Source organism: Roseivivax halotolerans (assembly GCF_900115815.1).
GTDB lineage: Bacteria > Pseudomonadota > Alphaproteobacteria > Rhodobacterales > Rhodobacteraceae > Roseivivax > Roseivivax halotolerans.
This window is the reverse complement of sequence record NZ_FOXV01000020.1, coordinates 1-17864: the sequence shown is the minus strand read 5'-3', so window position 1 is coordinate 17864 and position 17864 is coordinate 1. Positions and strand designations below refer to the sequence as shown.

General features: G+C 62.9%; 20 protein-coding genes. 12 read left to right on the top strand and 8 right to left on the bottom strand.

The genetic code is table 11. The features are described from left to right. The first annotated feature begins 203 nt into the window (after positions 1 to 203). The 4 genes from BM171_RS17755 (at position 204) to BM171_RS17740 (ending at position 3175) form a co-directional block, all read left to right on the top strand. Positions 204 to 494, top strand: a complete 291-nt coding sequence (locus BM171_RS17755) for a ribbon-helix-helix domain-containing protein (protein ID WP_093015692.1) — start codon at positions 204 to 206, stop codon at positions 492 to 494. Positions 495 to 591: 97 nt separating this feature from the next. Beyond that, positions 592 to 987: a VOC family protein gene (locus tag BM171_RS17750; protein ID WP_093015689.1), complete on the top strand. Its 396-nt coding sequence runs from the start codon at positions 592 to 594 to the stop codon at positions 985 to 987. A gap of 76 nt (positions 988 to 1063) precedes the next feature. Beyond that, positions 1064 to 1588, top strand: a complete 525-nt coding sequence (locus BM171_RS17745; protein ID WP_093015686.1) for a Twin-arginine translocation pathway signal — start codon at positions 1064 to 1066, stop codon at positions 1586 to 1588. 18 nt (positions 1589 to 1606) lie between these two features. Continuing rightward, complete coding sequence (locus BM171_RS17740; RefSeq protein WP_093015683.1) at positions 1607 to 3175, top strand: GMC family oxidoreductase; 1569 nt, start codon at positions 1607 to 1609, stop codon at positions 3173 to 3175. Between the two features lie 567 nt (positions 3176 to 3742). Here the strand turns inward: BM171_RS17740 and BM171_RS17735 are convergent. After that, a complete protein-coding gene (locus BM171_RS17735; RefSeq protein ID WP_175497623.1) occupies positions 3743 to 4150 on the bottom strand; it encodes a group III truncated hemoglobin in 408 nt (135 codons plus the stop codon). 138 nt (positions 4151 to 4288) lie between these two features. On the opposite strand from BM171_RS17735, the gene BM171_RS17730 reads away from it, so the two are divergent. Genes BM171_RS17730 through copM form a run of 3 tightly spaced genes read left to right on the top strand, consistent with a single transcriptional unit; the run spans position 4289 to position 6513 of the window. Next, a complete protein-coding gene (locus tag BM171_RS17730; RefSeq protein WP_093015680.1) occupies positions 4289 to 4708 on the top strand; it encodes an RrF2 family transcriptional regulator in 420 nt (139 codons plus the stop codon). A gap of 12 nt (positions 4709 to 4720) precedes the next feature. Continuing rightward, on the top strand, positions 4721 to 5020 hold the full coding sequence (locus BM171_RS17725) for a DUF6522 family protein (RefSeq protein WP_093015677.1): 300 nt from the start codon (positions 4721 to 4723) through the stop codon (positions 5018 to 5020). A 32-nt stretch (positions 5021 to 5052) separates the two neighbouring features. Continuing rightward, positions 5053 to 6513 (top strand): CopM family metallochaperone, encoded by a 1461-nt coding sequence (gene copM / locus BM171_RS17720; protein ID WP_093015674.1) that lies wholly within the window; start codon positions 5053 to 5055, stop codon positions 6511 to 6513. A 143-nt stretch (positions 6514 to 6656) separates the two neighbouring features. Here the strand turns inward: copM and BM171_RS17715 are convergent, their stop codons facing one another. Next, positions 6657 to 7349 carry a FadR/GntR family transcriptional regulator gene (locus tag BM171_RS17715; protein ID WP_093015671.1) on the bottom strand — a complete coding sequence of 231 codons (693 nt, stop codon included), beginning with the start codon at positions 7347 to 7349 and terminating at the stop codon, positions 6657 to 6659. A gap of 221 nt (positions 7350 to 7570) precedes the next feature. On the opposite strand from BM171_RS17715, the gene BM171_RS17710 reads away from it, so the two are divergent. Together BM171_RS17710 and BM171_RS17705 are read left to right on the top strand one after the other, a co-directional pair. After that, a complete protein-coding gene (locus BM171_RS17710; RefSeq protein ID WP_093015668.1) occupies positions 7571 to 8671 on the top strand; it encodes an HPP family protein in 1101 nt (366 codons plus the stop codon). 489 nt (positions 8672 to 9160) lie between these two features. After that, entirely contained in the window at positions 9161 to 9808 is a 648-nt protein-coding gene (locus BM171_RS17705; protein ID WP_093015665.1) for a 5-formyltetrahydrofolate cyclo-ligase, read from the top strand. Positions 9809 to 9828: 20 nt separating this feature from the next. On the opposite strand, the gene BM171_RS17700 is transcribed toward BM171_RS17705, so the two are convergent. From BM171_RS17700 to BM171_RS17690, 3 genes are all read right to left on the bottom strand, one after another. Next, positions 9829 to 10575 (bottom strand): sulfite exporter TauE/SafE family protein, encoded by a 747-nt coding sequence (locus BM171_RS17700; RefSeq protein ID WP_093015721.1) that lies wholly within the window; start codon positions 10573 to 10575, stop codon positions 9829 to 9831. A gap of 284 nt (positions 10576 to 10859) precedes the next feature. Next, a complete protein-coding gene (locus BM171_RS17695) occupies positions 10860 to 11183 on the bottom strand; it encodes a YnfA family protein (protein ID WP_093015662.1) in 324 nt (107 codons plus the stop codon). Beyond that, the gene (locus BM171_RS17690; RefSeq protein WP_093015659.1) at positions 11183 to 11611 is read right to left on the bottom strand and encodes a MerR family transcriptional regulator; all 429 of its coding nucleotides are present in this window, start codon (positions 11609 to 11611) and stop codon (positions 11183 to 11185) included. Before BM171_RS17690 ends, BM171_RS17695 begins: the two co-directional genes overlap by 1 nt. 149 nt (positions 11612 to 11760) lie before the next feature. On the opposite strand from BM171_RS17690, the gene BM171_RS17685 reads away from it, so the two are divergent. Continuing rightward, on the top strand, positions 11761 to 14046 hold the full coding sequence (locus BM171_RS17685) for a heavy metal translocating P-type ATPase (protein ID WP_093015656.1): 2286 nt from the start codon (positions 11761 to 11763) through the stop codon (positions 14044 to 14046). A 12-nt stretch (positions 14047 to 14058) separates the two neighbouring features. Beyond that, positions 14059 to 14526 carry a DUF411 domain-containing protein gene (locus BM171_RS17680; RefSeq protein ID WP_175497622.1) on the top strand — a complete coding sequence of 156 codons (468 nt, stop codon included), beginning with the start codon at positions 14059 to 14061 and terminating at the stop codon, positions 14524 to 14526. A gap of 269 nt (positions 14527 to 14795) precedes the next feature. On the opposite strand, the gene BM171_RS17675 is transcribed toward BM171_RS17680, so the two are convergent. The 3 genes from BM171_RS17675 to BM171_RS17665 all read right to left on the bottom strand — a co-directional run bounded on the left by BM171_RS17675 (position 14796) and on the right by BM171_RS17665 (position 17631). Next, complete coding sequence (locus BM171_RS17675; RefSeq protein WP_093015654.1) at positions 14796 to 15419, bottom strand: L,D-transpeptidase; 624 nt, start codon at positions 15417 to 15419, stop codon at positions 14796 to 14798. A 365-nt stretch (positions 15420 to 15784) separates the two neighbouring features. Continuing rightward, complete coding sequence (locus tag BM171_RS17670) at positions 15785 to 16294, bottom strand: DUF305 domain-containing protein (protein ID WP_245760327.1); 510 nt, start codon at positions 16292 to 16294, stop codon at positions 15785 to 15787. Positions 16295 to 16803: 509 nt separating this feature from the next. Beyond that, on the bottom strand, positions 16804 to 17631 hold the full coding sequence (locus BM171_RS17665; RefSeq protein ID WP_093015651.1) for a MauE/DoxX family redox-associated membrane protein: 828 nt from the start codon (positions 17629 to 17631) through the stop codon (positions 16804 to 16806). On the opposite strand from BM171_RS17665, the gene BM171_RS19465 reads away from it, so the two are divergent. After that, positions 17630 to 17864: metal-sensitive transcriptional regulator (locus tag BM171_RS19465; RefSeq protein ID WP_425438961.1), on the top strand; the 235-nt coding region annotated here is incomplete at its 3' end. The two genes, BM171_RS17665 and BM171_RS19465, sit on opposite strands and share 2 nt — an antisense overlap.

Below are 17864 nucleotides of genomic sequence, written 5' to 3'. Positions count from 1 at the left end.
ACCGGACATTCAAGGCAAGCGGGTCTCGAACGCCACGCTGGCTACTGGCGAAGGTTCCACGCCGGCGAACTCACGTGTCTTTGAAAGTGTTCTTGGTGACGGGGCGTGCGGGCGCAATTGACCAGGCGTCGCCATCGTGGGAGCTTTGGACCTGTAGATTTGGAGACGCTTGCTTGCGCAATGCGGAGATTGGGGGATCTACCATGTGTCAAGTTTTTGCGGGACAAGATCCTGCAAGGTACGCGTCGACTACACGCAGACTCCGTCTCAATGGGCAGAGCACCAGCATCAGACTCGAAAACGCGTTTTGGGATACACTCGATGAAATCGCCGCTGGCGAAGGTATTTCTACGCCCTGCTTCCTGTCAACGCTCCATGCCGAGGTTTTGGAACTGCGCGGCGAGCCTGTGAACTTTTCCTCGCTACTGCGCACGACCTGCCTGATCCATCTCGGCCAAGGGCCAGCTTCTGGCGTCGCCGTCGCTGCGGAGTGACATACGACCAAAGGTGCAACCCTGTAGTATGCGTCTACTACCACTGACCTCGCCGTGTTCGCCTATCCTGTGAGTCTATTGCGCTACAGGAGGAAGCATGGCGAAGGCCATACACAGCATGATCCGGGTCCTCGAAGAGGAGCGGTCGGTTGCATTCTACAAGCAGGCCTTTGGTCTGGAGGTTGCCGACCGGCTCGACTTCGACGACTTCACGCTCGTCTACATGTCGAACGCGGAATCGGACTTCGAGGTCGAGTTCACGGTCAACAAGGGCCGCACTGAACCGTACGACCTTGGAGACGGATACGGCCATCTTGCCGTGTCGGTAGAAGATCTCGACGCTGAACACGCACGCTTCGAACGCGAGGGGTTCGCACCGCGCAGGCTCGTGGAGTTCGCCCCGGGCGGCATGCTGGTTGGTCGGTTTTTCTTTGTGGCCGACCCCGACGGCTACCAGATCGAAGTGCTGGAGCGCAGCGGGCGCTTCAAATGACGTGAGGACGTCCCGGCCCGCACGCGGAAGAGGAGCCGCAAGGGGCCGAACATCACCCAAGGGAGGAGAACCCAATATGATCGAGACAAGGTCTCTGAAGACGCTCACGCGTCGCCAGCTTCTGTCGCGAGGCATCGCGGCAGGTGCCGGGCTCGTCGTTGGTTCGGGCTTCGTCGCCGGCCGCGACGCGGCCTGGGCGACCGAGATGGATGCGATGAAGCCCGACAGCTTCGCTACGCTCGTGCAGATGGCGCGCGACATCTACCCCCACGACAAGGTCGGGGACCAATATTATGCGGCGGCAGTCAAGGGCTATGACGTCCCCGAGGAAGTCGACTTCGCGCAGAGCGGCATCGACATGCTCGAGGATGCGTCGCGGGCTGCGGGGTTCGACAGCTACCTCGGCACGGGGTGGGAGGCCGACCGCGTCGCAATCCTGCGCGGCATCGAGGACACCGACTTCTTCCAGCGGGTGCGCGGCGGACTCGTCACCGGCCTCTACAACCAAAAAGAGGTATGGCCGATCTTCGGCTACGAGGGCGAGTCCTACTCGAAGGGCGGCTACATGTATCGCGGCTTCGACGATATCACGTGGATCTGAGGCGGGGAGGATACTGACATGGCTGCACCTTTCGAACTCACCGACGACAACGTAGTCGTCATCATAGGGACCGGCGCGGGCGGTGGCGTACTCGCCAACGAGCTCGCCCAGAAAGGAGTTAGCGTCGTCGCGCTCGAGGCCGGCGGGCGCTATCTGCCCGAAGATTACGTCAACGACGAGTGGGAGAGCTTCGGCCAGCTGGCGTGGACCGACACCCGCACAACCAGCGGAGACTGGCGCGTCGCCAGGGACTTCTCGAACCTTCCCGCCTGGATCGTCAAGGCAGTCGGCGGCACCACGACACACTGGGCGGGCGCGTCGCTCCGCTTTCAACCGCACGAGTGGAAAGCCTTCACGACCTACGGCGAGGTGGAGGGCGCGAACCTTCTCGACTGGCCGATCGACGCCGACGAGATGGACCCGTTCTACGCCCGCGCCGAGGACAAGCTGGGCGTGACGCGGACCAACGGCATCCCCGGTCTGCCAGGCTGCAACAACTACAAGGTCTTCGAAGCTGGCGCCAAGGAACTCGGCTACAAGGAAGTTCACACCGGCCGCATGGCGATCAACAGCCAGGAACGCGATGGCCGCATGGCCTGCCAGCAGACCGGCTTCTGTTTCCAGGGCTGCAAGTGGGGCGCGAAGTGGTCGGCGGCGTATACCGACATTCCCGCGGGCGAGGCGACCGGCAACCTCGAGGTGCGCGAGAAAGCCCATGTCGCGCGCATCCTGCACGACGACAGCGGCAAGGTAACGGGAGTCGAGTATTTCGACGCGAACGGTGATCTCCAGATGCAGCGCGCCCGCGTCGTATGCGTCGCCGGGAACTCCTTTGAGAGCCCCCGCCTGCTGCTCAACTCGGCGTCGTCGATGTTCCCCGATGGGCTCGCCAACAGCTCGGGCATGGTAGGCAAGAACTACATGCGTCACCTCACCGGGTCGGTTTACGCTACTTTCGAACAGCCGGTCCGCATGTGGCGCGGTACGACGATGGCCGGGATCGTGCAGGATGAGGCCCGTCACGATCCATCGCGCGGTTTTGTCGGCGGCTACGAGCTCGAGACGCTGTCTCTTGGCCTGCCGTTCATGGCCGCGTTCCTCGATCCGGGCGCTTGGGGCCGGGAGTTCACCACCGCGCTCGACAGCTACGAGAACATGGCCGGCATGTGGATCGTTGGCGAGGATATGCCGCAGGAGAGCAACCGCGTGACGCTTTCGGACGTCGAGGATCAGTTCGGCCTCAAAGTCGCTAACGTGCATTACAGCGATCACCCGAACGACATCGCGATGCGCGATCACGCCTACAAGCAGGGCGCCGCGATCTACGATGCGGTGGGCGCGACCCGCACGCTTCCGACACCGCCCTATCCCTCCACGCATAACCTCGGAACAAACCGCATGTCAGAGCGGCCCGAGGACGGTGTCGTGAACCGCAACGGGCGGGCCCATGACGTGCCGAACCTCTACATTTCGGACGGATCGCAGTTCACCACAGGCGCGGCAGAAAACCCTACGCTCACAATCGTAGCACTCGCGATACGTCAAGCCGAGCACATTGCGAGCGAGATGAACCAAGGGGCGCTTTAAGCGCCTTAGCTTAGGACATCCCGCGGACCTCTGCGGGATGTCTATTTACTGCATCGTTTCTTCGATCTTGCTTTTTGAGTTGGCAACACACAGGTGGACCGCACGTGCCTCCCTAATCCAACTGTGCCTGCATTGCGAAGTCCGCTTGCATCCGGTCGGCGAATTTGCCGCCAAAGCGCGGGTAGATGAGCTATCCGTCCTTCCTTTCGCGCAATCTCGCAAGTGCAGTGGAAAGCGAGCACCTGCAGCGAACGACCGGAAAGTCCCGCTCAGCTGACCTTCGCACTCGGAAAATGCTGCGCGACGCATGAACGACCGCTTCGGTGATGCTGCGCCGCGACGTAGTCACCCAGTCCCAAGGTCGGCAATGGGCCGAGACCGACGAAACCGTAGCCTGGGCCGAAAGTCCGACATCGCAGCCCGTATGGGAACCTGTGCTGCTGCTCGCGCTGCCATTATCCGGTGGACGACTCCGTGTTCATTGCCCGGACATTCATTGGTATCGCGTGATGCGACTGAAGGCAGATACATAACTTCAGACGCCAGGCCGCTTTTTCTCCTGCTTTTTCATCGGAGGCTTGGAACATTTCCGGCCTGCCGACGCGCATCTTGGCTTGCCATATGTAGCGAGCGGGCGATCCTTTCGGCCCGCTCGATGACATGGGTCGCACCCTCCACCGTGCAGATCTCGTTCGCCGTCTCGCGAAACAGATCGAGCCAGCGCTCGAAGTGCCCCCAGGTCACCGGCAACCCCGCGTGCTTTGGGACCGGTGCGCCGTGGTAGCGCCCGGTCATCAGAGCGACCGACGACCAGAAGTCGACCATCTTCTCGAGATGCGGCTCCCAGTCGGTGATCCGCGCGGCGAAGATCGGCCCGAGAACCGGATCGACGCGGACCTTGCTGTAGAAGCCGTGCACCAGGTCTGTAAGCACCGCGTCACTAAGACCGGTGCGTTCCATCATCTCCTGGGTCATGGCCGGCCGCGCGGAGCGGATTGGCGGGAGGGAGGCTTGCGTCTGGGGCATGGCTGAACTGGCCTGAGTGATTATTGCGGGAGCAGCATTGAACCTATAATAGGTATTGTAAATGCCTATTCATAACGAGGCCGCCACATGCGCCTGACCAGCTTCACGGATTTCGGACTACGCGCGCTCATGCGCATGGCCAGCGCCCCGGATCGTGCGTTCTCCACGGCCGAGATCGCCGACGAGTTCGGGATCTCACGCAACCACCTAAACAAGGTCATCCAGCGTCTCGCTCGGCACGGCTTCGTGGCCACGCGCCGTGGCACCGGCGGCGGCGCCATGCTCGCCCGCCCGGCTGCCGATATCGGGCTGGGAGACCTCGTTCGGCTCCTTGAGCAGGACCAGGCATTGGTTGAGTGCTTCGCACCGGATGGGGCCTGCTGCGTGATCCCCGTCTGCCGGCTGAAAGGCAAGCTCCATGCGGCGGAGGCGGCCTTCCTGGCTGAACTCGACCGCTCGACACTCGCCGATGTCGCCCTGCCGAGCCCCGCGCCGGTCGCGGCCTGAAAGGAGAGTCTGATGAGCCAAGTGACCTTCAGCACCGACGGCTTCGTGGTCGACGCGGAGATCGTTGGCGCCGCTTTCGATCTCGCATATGCCGATGTTCCTGGGAAACTGCGTGTCGGCGAAATCACCAGCCGTTGCGAGACCGGCGTCGATGAGGACGCCGGTCGCTGGCGGCTGACCTTCTATTCCGGCGGCCGGGCGCTGCGCCTGGTCGTCGACGAGGCCGGGGTGATCCTATCCCGTTCCACCTTTTCCGCTCACGCGCCGATGACTGGTCCGATCGACCTCACAAGCCTGAGCGCCGACGACTGACCTCCAATCCCTCGAAAGAAAGGGGATCTTCTATGACACCTTCCCTCACTCGCAATACCGGGCTCGGCATGGCCGCTGCGCTCACCGGCGCACTGGCGCCTGCTGAGGCCTCTGCCCACGTGAAGTGGTTCGCCCCCTACATCGTCGACGCCGCACCGGCGCCGATCACCCGGACCCTGACCGATCCGTGGTTCTGGACCGGGATCGTTCTGGTGCTGGCCTTCTTCATCGCCACGCGCCTCGTCGAGCGCACCACCACTGGCGAGGCAACGCTCGACGCGATGGACCGCGCGACAAACCCGCTCTGGCTCCGGCTCGACGACTTCGTCCGTATCGTGGTCGCCGGCTTCTTCGTCGCGATCTTCTCGGTCGGTGGCATATACCTGACGCCGGATCTCAAGACTCCAGCCGAATGGGTCAGCTGGCTTCAACTCCTGATCGCGGCCGGGATCGTCTCGCGAAAGACCATGCCACTTTCCGCCGCCGGTATCATCTTCCTCTGGGTCCTGGCACTGCGGGACTACGACCCGTTCCACCTGCTCGACTACCTGGCGCTCGGCGTCGCAGTTGCGGCCTACCTGGTGCTCGAGTCCTCAAACCGCGAGGACTGGCGCAAGCACCGCTTCGAGGTGCTCCGCTGGGGCGTTGCCATCGCTTTGATGTGGTCGAGCCTCGAGAAGTTCGCCTACCCGGAGTGGTTCTACCCGCTGGTTGCAGAGAAGCCCTTCCTGACCTTCGGTATCCCGCGGGACATGTTCATCCCGATGGCAGGTGTTGCTGAGTTCACCATGGGTTTCGGGCTGCTGGCCACACCGCTCGTCCGCCGGCTTTCCGCGCTCGCGCTGCTCGTCATCTTCATCACCGCGGTCTATCCGTTTGGCCGGGTCGACCTGATCGGGCACGCGCTCATCATGGCGATCATCATCGTCATCGCGGTCGATCACACTCGCGAATTGCACTTCTGGTCCTGGATCAGGCGTGCGCTGATCGGCGTGCCGATCGGGCTCACCGGGGCGCTTTTGATCTTCGTCACGGCCTACTGGGGTCTGCATGCCGTCTTCTACGGCACCGACACCCAAACAATGGCCGAGATCCGCGCCGAGCAAGGCGACATGGCCACCCACTCCTACTCGTCCGAGCACCCGCACGGACCGCAGGTTATGGCCACGATGCGGGATGGCGAAGAGGTCCCGCAGACCGCGCCCGCCGATCTGGGTGACGCATCGGTTGCGGACGCCTACGCGCAATCGATGATGGGGATGCACGAAGAGATGATGGCGGGCCTCGAGCACGAAGACCCCGATGTCGCTTTTGTGCTCGGAATGATCCCGCACCACCAGGGCGCCATAGACATGGCCCGCATCCAGCTCGCCGCCGGCTCCGACCCGGAGAACATGCAGCTCGCCCGACACATCATCGCCGAGCAGCAACAGGAAATTGACGCGATGCGCGCCTGGCTCGACGAGCGTGGGGTTGAAGTGCCAGATTCCTGACGCACTATCCCCGGTGCCGCACCTGCGGCACCGGATTATCACGCAAGGGAGGAGTATACGACGACGCCGTCCTTTCATAGCTGAGGGTGTCAGCCTGCTTGGGACAAGCTCCGAGCGGGCCCGGAAATACCGGGTCACTCCGATTAGCCTTCCTGAACGATGACGCCCATGTCGATGCTGACGACTTCGAGGTGGTGCGCCATAACGCGATGTGCAGTGATACTGTCGCCCTGTGCGATTGCATCGACGACCTGCGCGTGGTGATCGCAATGCACCTCGGTAAATTCCTCGACGCCGACCCGCCGGTATGTGCGATCCCATTCCCTTTGCCAGACCGCGCGGCAGCGGGCGTTCGAGAAATGGCGCAGTAGGGCGATCAGGAGCGGATTGCGCGCCACCTGGGCAATCGACTGGTGGAAGGCGTCATCCGCACGCTCGCACGCCGCGCGATCGCGCGCCGCCCGTCCCTCGGCAATGCGCCGGCGCAAGAGATCGATGTCGTCCGGAATGCGCCGCATCGCGGCTGCCGCCGCGACCTGCGGTTCGAGCAATCGCCGCGCATCCATCAGATCGGCGGGAGAGGTCGCCTCAACGAGAAGCGTGTCCTTCACCGGGCGGCCCAGAGGGAACCGCCCCCGGAACGTTCCCTGACCGACATGCCGCCAGACCTCTCCCTCAGCCTCGAGCGCGGCCAGTGCGGCGCGAAGCGTCTCTCGACTGCATCCGACGAGATCTTTCAGCACGCGCTCCGGCGGCAGGCGATCTCCCGCGGCAGGCGCAAGCTCCTCGAGAACGCGCCACAGTCGATCCCGCGCCATCTGTTTGTCCATTCGCATGCTGCTCTCCAAGGCACGCCGAATTACGGACCACGCTCTCGGAAGGGTAAGCAGTAGAATGTTTCCGTGTCGACGCGTTCAATAAAATCCTGATCTTGGCCGTGGGGCGAGACAGGGACCCGTGTCCTTTTCTTCGCGTATGACCGTTCACTTCCTGCCGGACAATGAGGCATACGCCCGCATATCCGCATAACTTCCCGGCATCTTGGGGGCTCTCCTGCATGCGAGCGTGGCACCATCTCTACCCGGCTCTTCCGGCATTTCATGGCCGCGAGCAGCTGCGGGCCGGCATCGGCGCGCTGATCGGGATCAGCCTGTGCGCCCTCGTGGTGAATCTTGGAGCCATTCTTGAAGCGTCACCGCTGTATCTCGTGGCTCCCCTCGGTGCGACGGCGGTGCTCGTCTTCTGCGTTCCGAATTCGCCTCTTGCCCAGCCATGGTCGGCGATCGTCGGGAATGTCACATCGGCGCTCGTCGCGCTTGCGGTGAGCCAGATCGTTCCCGCCCCCTGGTCGGCGGGCATCGCGGTCGGCGCGGCGATCACCACAATGATGTTCGTTCGGGCCCTGCACCCGCCGGGAGGCGCGGTCGCGTTACTGACCGCGCTCAATCCGGCTACGGCTCTGGAAACAGGAGCGCTCTTCGCGGTGATGCCGGTCGGGCTGACCACTGCCGTGCTTGTCCTCGCCGCCATCGCCTACAACAGGGCCACGGGGCGGGTGTATCCGTTCCGACAGCCTGAAACGGAGGACGCAGATGAACCCGAGCAACGCCTCGGTTTGTCAACCGAGCAACTCGGCGACTTGCTCGAGCGGTTCAACCAATCGGCGAATGTCGGCGTCGCCGATCTCGGCCGCCTGCTGGCAGCGGCTGAAGCCGAGGCGACGCAGCACCGGTTCGACGGCACGACCTGCGCCGACATCATGACCAGCGACCTTATCACGGTGCGCCCTGATACGCCGCTGCCGGAGGCCGCGCGTCTCTTTCGCGGTCATGCGATCAAGAGTCTCCCCGTTGTGGACCCGGACATGATGCTGCGCGGCCTGGTGCTCCAGGGCGACCTCCTCGAGGTGCTGGCAGCTCAGGACCGTCCCGCCGCCCTGCGCCAGCGCTCGCCGCGTCGCAAAGTATCGGAGGTGATGCGTCCGGCCGCTCGGGCCGTGCCTGACGATCTGCCCGTCGGTGCGCTTCTCAATCGCCTTGCGGCGCAGGGAAGCGAGGTCGTTCCGGTCACACGAGGCGGTCGCCTCGTCGGCATCCTCACGCGCTCCGACATCATCGGATTGCTCCTGCACGGGGCAGAGGACCGGCCGGCGGCATAAGCGCCTGCCTGAATAGCCGGTGCGCCGATCCCACCATCGAGGCAGGCGTGGACGACGTCGCCCGGCCATACGGTCAATACGCGAGGCAGCTCGACTTACAATCGGAGCCGTTCCACGCTCTGCACTGCAGACCGTCTGCGAGAGGCCGTGAGCATCGAGCCCCTGGGCATCATGATCGTCACATCTCTCTTCGCCTTCGTCTTCGATCACGCCATGGGTAACTTGGGCGTCGTGGCCGTGCTCGGCGCCACAGCCGCAACGGCCTGAAATTACCTCTTCGACCTGGATTTCGACTACCTCCTGCACTGGCGCGGAGGTGGTAGCCGCGAGACCATACCCCTCCGGGTCCTTCATGGCTGACCTATCACTGGTCGCCATGCTGGCTTTTGAGCTCTCGTTCGCGGCCTTCTAATTGATCTACGCCTTCGTCTTCACCCGGGGCTACGATACCCTATCCCCGCCGCAGCGAGCCCAAGGAATGGCGTGACAATGGACAGTGAAAACGAGAGCGGGGACGCGCCTTGCTTTGGCCATCTGCTGGTCGGCGGGCATCCGGTTGATCCCGATACGGCACGCGATGTGGCGCGGTTCAGGCGCGCCGAACGGGCGAGCCTTGTCGCAGCGCGTGCCTTGCCCTCAGTGGAACGGGAGATGGCGACAGACGCCCTGATCGATGGCCTCGACAGGATCGTCGCCCTGGCGCAAGGCATGACTGTCGCAGCCTATTGGCCGATCCGAGGCGAACCGGATCTGCGCCCCTGGATGCGGAAGGTCTATGACGCCGGAGCGCATGTCCTGCTACCCGTCGTGATCGAGGAGCAAGCGCCGCTGGAATTCCGCACATGGTCCCCGGACAGCCGGATGGCGCGGGACGTCTGGAACATCCTCGTGCCTGCTGACGGCGCGCCACGCCGGCCCGATGTTGTCATCGCGCCGCTGGTCGGCGTCGATAAGGATCTCTACCGCCTTGGCAATGGCGGCGGCTACTACGACCGCACCCTTGCCCTTATCGCCCCGAAGCCACGCATCATCGGCGTCGGGTTTTCCGGATGCTGGCTGCCGACAATCTTTCCCATGCCTTGGGACGTGCGGATGGACGACGTGCTTCTGTCGGACGGCACGCATCTGACAAGATAGACCTCGGGCACAGGCGCTTGTCAGATCACGAAGAACACCAGCGTCAACACCGCGCCGATCCCGACGATTAGAGTGCGGAGGTATTCGGTGTGTCGTATCCGTCGCGCCTTCCGCGCGCCGATATATCCTCCCAGCGTGGTCGAGAGAGCAAGGATTGCGGCCGAATCCCAGGCGATCAGTCCGGCGGTCGCGTAAGTCGTGACCGAGACCAAAGAGAGCACCGCTGAGAGCAGGTTCTTCAGACCGTTCATACCGTGCAGGTTCTGGAAGCCGATGAGACTGAACACCGCGAGCAGCATGATCCCCAATCCCCCGTTGAAATAGCCGCCATAGCCCGCAACGAGGAAGATCGCGACAGCCGACAGAACGGCTCCGATCCTGAGCCCGCGCGCACGAATTAAGGCGACGAGACGAGGCCCCGTGGCAAAAAGCAACGTGGCGGTAAGCAGAAGCCAGGGCACGATGCCGACAAAAGCGTCACCCGGTGTGATCAACAGCAGACCGGCGCCTGCCAGACCGCCGAGTGCGGCGATCGCGACAATGCCAGTCAGGCCGAGGCTTCCCTCGGCTTGAATGTCGTTTCGGAAGGCCCACGCGCTGCCGAGATAACCCGGCAGCGCAGTCAGCGTGGCGGTGGCATTCGCCATGACGGGCGGCACACCCAGCCAGATCAAGGCCGGGAAGCTGAGCAGTGTGCCGCCTCCGGCGATCGCATTGACCATGCCGGCCAGAAGGCCCGCGATGACGAGAAGAGCGATGGAGAGCATGAAGGCATCCTCGAAGTATAGGATAGCCTGCATAACGCTCGGTCTATTGGTCTGCGGATTGGTCTAATTGCCGTTGCTCTTAATGTTCGGTTTGGTGAAGGTGCACCGCGGCAAAGAATGTTATGGCGATGTCTGGGTTGGGCCGCTTCGTGACGACTCGATTCTTGGGGCGGATTTCGGACCTTTTCCGTGTTTTCGGCCTGTAGCTCCGCCGCTGGGGAAACCGACCTCGCGCCTGGTTGTGCCATGTGAAATTTGCACGTCGCTCCGGTCAGAGCCTTCTGTCACCCAGCGCGGGGCGCGGCCAGGATCATGACGGCTCCGGCGAGGCACAGACCTGTACCGGCAACATCCCAAAAGTCCGGTCGCTGCCCCTCTACACTCCACATCCAGAGGAGCGAAGCGGCGATGTAGATGCCCCCGTAAGCATCGTAGGCCCGCCCAGCGAAACCAGCGTCAACCTGGGCGAGAAGCCAACCGAACAGGGCGAGGCTCGCCATCCCTGGGAGCAGCCAAAGGAACGAGGCGCCGCGCCACCAAGCCCAGATGGCAAAGCAGCCGGCAATCTCGGCAAGCGCAGCGAGCGGGTATACGACTATCGTCGGCATCAGGGGGTAGGCTGCTGGTGATCAGAGAGGCATCCTTCGTGATCGCGCAAGACCTCAAGTATGCGGCAGTCGGCCACGCGTTCGGCGTTGCACTCGCTGATCATCCGCCGAAGTTCGACCCGGAGCGCCTCGAGACGCGCGATACGCGCCTCGACCTCGCGCAGCTGTTTCTGGGCGACCGCATCGACCTGCGCGCACGATCGTTCAGGGCTGTCAGAGAGATCCAGAAGTTCGCGGATCGCGCCAAGCGAGAAGCCAAGCTGTCGTGAGTGACGGATGAACGAAAGACGATCAAGCTCAACATCCCCATAGCGTCTCTGGCCACCATCCGTCCGGCCGGGCTCGGGCATCAGACCGATCTGTTCGTAGTACCGGATGGTCTGCACCTTTGTGCCGGTGCGCTTGGCGAGAGTGCCGATCGAAAACATGGGTTTCCTCTTACTGCCCTGTGGTGCTGGAAGCGCGTGGCTCCTCACCACGGCAAACGTTGTAGAAAATCTCCAGCCGAGGCTTGAACCTACAGTTGCTGTAGATCGTATATCAAGCTTCGGTCGAAGAATCACGACGGAGGGCCTTCATGGCAGACAGTAGCGCAAGACAACGCGAGTGGCGCGTGACGGGCATGGATTGCGGGTCATGCGCTGCCAAGGTGCGCGGCGCGGTTGAGCGTCTGCCTGGCGTCGAGCGTGTCGATGTCGCCCTTATGGCCGAGAGGTTGCGATTGACGCTCGATGAGACACAGACACCGCCCGAGCGCATCGAGAAGGCCGTGCGGGGCGTCGGCTTTGGGATTGCGCCCAAGGGCGCACGGCCAGAGAAGCCTAAGGGCGGATTCGTTCTGCCGGATGGAGCGTTTCCGGATTCTGCTGAAGGCTTGGAGACTGACAGCGAGCTGAAGAATACCACCGAGCCCGCCGATAATGCGGCGACCTCTTGGGTGAATACCGCCAAGGGTCGCCTCGTGCTTGGAACCGGCGCATTGCTCGCGGCGGCTTGGGCGTCACGGCTCGTCCTTCCGACTGAGATCGCGCATTGGGCCTTCGTCCTGGCGACACTCGCCGGAATCGTCCCCGTCACGCAACGCGCTTTCGCCATGACGCGGGCCGGCATGCCCTTCACCATCGAGACGCTAATGACCATCGCCGCTGGCGGTGCGCTGGTAATCGGTGAGCCGGAAGAGGCAGCGCTGGTCGTTTTCCTCTTCTCCGTGGGCGAACTCCTGGAAGGGGTCTCTGCGGGTAAGGCGCGCGACAGTATCCGGGCGCTCTCGAAGCTTGTGCCGAAGACCGCGCGGCTCGAAGTGGGCGGCAAGACGCGTGAGGTCTCGGCCGAGAAGCTCCAGGTCGGCCAGATCGTGCAGGTTCGCCCCGGTGACCGCGTGCCCTGCGATGGCGAGGTGATCGAGGGCACCTCGGGTGTCGATGAGAGCCCGGTGACGGGCGAGAGCGTCCCGAGCCTCAAGGAGCCCGGCGCGGAGGTCTTCGCCGGGTCGATCAACGCCGAGGCGCTCCTGCGCGTGCGGATCACGAAGGCGGCCGAGGACAACACCATCGCCCGCATCGTCCGTCTCGTTGAGGAAGCCGAGAGCGCCCGCGCTCCGACCGAGCGCTTCATCGACCGGTTCAGCCGGATCTACATGCCCGCTGTCGTCGGGGCCGCTGTCCTCGTCGCCGTTGTCCCGCCGCTGGCCTTCGGGCTGGCTTGGGGCGAATGGGTCTATCGGGCCCTCGCGCTGCTGCTGATCGGCTGTCCCTGTGCTCTGGTGATCTCGGTGCCGGCCTCCATCACCTCGGCGCTCTCTACCGGGGCCCGCAACGGCCTGCTGATGAAGGGCGGCTCGGTGATCGAGGCGGCCTCGCGCACGACCCATGTCGCCTTCGACAAGACCGGCACGCTCACGCATGGCAGGCCCCGCGTGACGGACGTCTTGGTGCTGAGTGGGAGCGAGAACGACCTCATGGCGCTTGCCGCCGGGGTCGAGAGCGGCGCGAGCCACCCGCTCGGACAGGCGATCTGCGCCGAGGCCGAGCGGCGAGGCGTCGACGCGGCGGCGGCCACGGGGGCGCGCGCGCTACCCGGCAAGGGGGCGGAGGCATCCGTCGACGGCGTGACTGTCAGCGTGGGGTCCCCGCGGCTGGCAAACGAGCGAGGCGCACTCCAGGACGACCTGCGGAGCCGCGTGGCGACGTTGGAAGCAGAGGGCAAGACTGTGGTGATCATCCTTCGCGATGACGTGCCCGTGGGTCTCATCGCGCTTAGGGACGAGCCGCGCGCCGATGCGGCGGATGCCGTCGCGCAGCTGCGCAGGCTCGGCATCTCCTCGATCATGCTGACGGGGGACAATGCGCGCACGGCCCAGGCCATCGCCGAAGGGCTCGGGATCGAGTATCGGTCGGAACTCATGCCGGAGGACAAGATTACGGCGATCCGCGATCTAAGCGCGGACGCACATGTGATGATGATCGGCGACGGCATCAATGACGCGCCCGCGCTCGCCGCCGCGCATGTCGGCGTGGCCATGGGCTCGGGCACCGATGTCGCGCTCGAGACGGCCGACGCGGCGATCCTTCGCAACCGCGTAACCGATGTTGTAGGCAAGGTCCGCCTCGCCCGGGCCACCATGTCGAACATCCGCCAGAACATCGCGATTGCGCTTGGACTAAAGGCGGTATTCCTGGTGACCACCGTGCTCGGCATCACCGGCCTTTGGATCGCGATCCTCGCGGATACCGGCGCCACCGTGCTGGTCACGATGAACGCGCTCCGGCTGCTGTTCTTCCGTCCCGCCGGCGCGCCTGATACGGAAAGCGTCAAACGGACTGCTAAGAGGGCTCGCCCCGATCAGCCTGCCGCAACGATCTGAAAGGAGAAACCGATGATCCTGACCCGCCGCGCCATGATGGCCGCCGCCGCAGGCTTCGCCGCATCCGTTCCGCTCGCGGGAGCAGCACGGAGCGGCCCCGCGATCCACGTCCTGAAAGATCCGAACTGTGGCTGCTGCACCGCCTGGATCGAGATTCTGCAGAAGGACGGCTTCACGGTCACCACAGAGCGCAGCTTCGGCACCCTTCTGATCCGGCACAAGCTCGAGAACGGCATCCCCCAGAACATGACCTCCTGCCACACCGGTGAGGTTGAGGGCTACATGATCGAGGGACATGTGCCGACGGCCGATATTCGACGGCTCCTCTCCGAGCGCCCCGATGCCGTCGGTCTCGCTGTGCCCGGCATGCCCTACGGCTCACCCGGCATGGGGCCAGAGGATGAGCGGGAAGCCTATGAGGTCTTTCTGATCCGCAAGGACGGTAGCACAGAGATCTTCTCAAGCTACCAGGCTGCCTGAGGGCACAAAGGTCGCCGCCAGGTCACGGTAAATGTCTCGCGCCGTGCCGTCGCAGCAAGTGTCTTCTTCGGAAAAGCTGCGCGGCGGCAGAAGGATACGGAACTAATGTCCGCAAAGGGCCGAAGACCGCATGCTTCGTTAAGGCCCGGAAAACTGCCGCTTACTGCCTCGGCGACACCATCGAGAAGTCGGTTGGTAAGCCGCTCTTCGCTGAATTTGCAATCTCGCCACGCACGCCTGGATCCGAAGGATAGATGTCCCTTCGCCGGTCAGCCTTGGGTATAGGTGTCAGCAGTCGCCTTTGGGTAAAGAAAGACCGTCGAGTCCATGGGGACACGGTCATACAGGTGGCGGATATGCTCGTTGGTCAAGCCCACGCATCCGTTTGACACGGCACGCCCGATGGTCGCGGGCTCGTTCGTGCCGTGTATTCTGAGGAAGGTGTCGCCTCGTCCCGCCTGAAACAGATACAAGGCCCGCGCGCCGAGCGGATTGTCCGGACCGCCATCCATCCCGTCCTTAAACTGTTCGTATTTTTCCGGCTCGCGTGCGATCATGTCCGGCGTCGGGGTCCAAGAGGGCCATTCTTTCTTTGCCCCAATGTAAAATCTACCGGGTTCATAAAGGTCTTCCCGGCCGACACGGATCTTGTAGAGCCAAGCCTGTGCATCCGGAATTGTCCAGTAAAGCTCAAAGCGATCTGGAACGACATGGATCTCGCCTGGTGGCACCTCGACATCCATTTGCACGATCCTGGGCTCCATTGGCGAAAGCTCAGTCTCGGGCGACGTTACGTCCTGTTCATGAGCCGTACCGGCATCGGCCATGGCCACACCGATCGCCGACGCGCCAAAGACGAGGGCCTGGCGGCGAGACAACATCGGAGCAGTCATGCCTCTTGGGACACGCCAGGAGGACGGTACTGTCGACTTCTCGGAGGTGGGGCGCGTGTTCGTTCTGGACATCACAATTCTCCGTTCATCGCTTCCGCGGGAACCATGTTAGACGAGAAATGGATCCTTGCCGCGCTTGACAACATAAAGTGAAGCCGTGTCGGTCACCGTCTCCCAGAACTGTGCAGACCGCTTGATTGACGGGCTGCACCGCTTCAGCGAGCAATGTTCGAACTACGCCGTATTACACTGTTCGGGATGTTGCTGGGAGGCGACTTGGACGCGAGACGTGCGCAGCGCAGGCGCGAGAGAAGCGACTTCGGCCGAGGACTGGCCGCGCGTGGTCGTCGCGCGGCCAGTGAAGATTATCGTGACGCGTGTGCGAGCCACTCAGTCATGTACTCGATCTCGTCTTGCTGGACCTCGATGATCTCCTCGGCGAGACGCCGCATGTCGACGTCTTGTCCATGGTCAAGAACGACTTGTGCCATGTCGATCGCCGCTTGGTGATGAGCAATCATACCGCAGGCAAAGGCGATGTCGGGATCTTCTTGCATCATGCCCTGCTGCATCGCGGGCATTGTCAGAAGCATCTTCTGCATATTTTCGCGCACATGCTGGGGCATCATGCCACCGTGGTCTTCGTCCATGCCCATGTTGTGGTCCGCGCCATGATCCATCATGTCGTGCCCGCTTTGCGTCTCGCGCATCGCTGATACCGGCATCTCGGAGCATTGCTCCGGGAGTTCGAACACATCTCCATTCTGAGCTGGCGCTTGGCTGGCGAGCGCGAGGGCGAGAACAACGCTCGCGGCGAAGGTCGTTTGAGTCTTCATCATGCTATCTCCTGTGGGAATAAAGTCGGGGGCTTCCACAGAAGATGCTTGGGTGGAGGCGTCTCCACCGCCGTAAGGAGGCCAGACCAGCCCGGGACCAAGCCCGGATGGTGAAACGCCTGCGCGACGTTGACTGAGGCGTTTAGGCTCTCCGGACTTAAATCCGGATGGCAGCAAGCGACCGCGCAGTCGCCTGCATACACCGATCCGTAAAACTCGCAAGACGTGATTGTCGTGGAGGGGCCGCTTTTATGTGGGCCGTGATCTTCGCGATCCGGTGCGTGGGTGGCCAAGCCTGTCATGTCGCCTATGGCCGCGTCGTGCTCTTGAGCGAGAGATCCCGTTAGGATCAATGCGCTCAAGAGAATTATGGAACGGCACCGGATGAGCGGTGTCACGATGAGGGCGCTATGCGATATGAGGGGCGACGGAAACCGGTCGAGCTCCCGCCGTCGCCACCGATCAATGCAGTCATCATCGCTTCCACCATCCGATATTAAGAGGCCGAACATCGTCCGGTCCGGGGACGATGTTGTCTTGCAGACCTTTTACATCGGCATGGTGGTCCCGGTTATCACATTCGCGATCATCCAGATGCCCATGGCCATCATGACCAGATTCTCGGTCAACGAGATGACGCCCAGTGGCACGTTAGATCCGCCGCCGACGCAGGCGCATTTGAGCTCCCGCTTGTCGATGTACACAGCCTTGACCACGCTCACCGCACCGATCGTTCCGATGAAAAGCCCCACGGGTGCCACAGCCCAGATCAACGGTGAGCCGGTACCGATCAACGCAGCCATGGCGATGCCGGCATAGAGTTCAAGGAAGGGATAGGCATAGCCGTAAGGCACATAGCGCTGTGCCAACAGGTCATAGCCGAGGAAGCCGCTCACGAAGCCGCCAACGTCCTGCAGCTTCTGCACCGCGAGAGCGACCATCGATGTGGCGAAGAACCACATGAGCCATGTCGGGACCGGGAAGCCATCGTAAAGGTTGGCGACAATCGCCGCGGAAAGCAGCGCCATGGAGCCGAAGATGGCAATCACCGGCGCATAGGTCGTGTCGTCCTTGCCGAGGACGTGGTACCCGAAGCGCGTCTTCAGCTCACTGAACCCGCCGATACGTTCTCCGTCGATCCATGCCTGTGGCGTCGTTTCCACGCCATGGGCATCCTTGAACGCGTCGATCTCGGGTCGGCTCGTCAGAAGATGATCATCAACCTTGTACCCTTTCCATTCCAGAAGCGCCTTCGACTTCAGGCCGAACGGACAAAGATGGCCTAGCATCGCCATGCGATAAAGAGAGGCTGTCTTGCCGTCGCCGCGGCTCGCAGCGCGAGCGGCCTCGGGGCCGTCGATATTCGTCGTACTCATGGTCGAGCCTCCAGATCCGTGCGAAGGATTGTTCGAATTTCAGCCTTACCTGAACGTATACCCTACAGGGGTATCTTCAAGCGGGCGCCTGGTGCAGCCGTCGATAAAGGACATGGACATGAAACAGGACAAGCAACGCACACTTGATCGGCTCTCCCGCCTGGAAGGTCAGGTCCGCGGTGTCGCTCGCATGGTCGAGAGCGACCGCTACTGCATGGATATCCTGGCGCAGA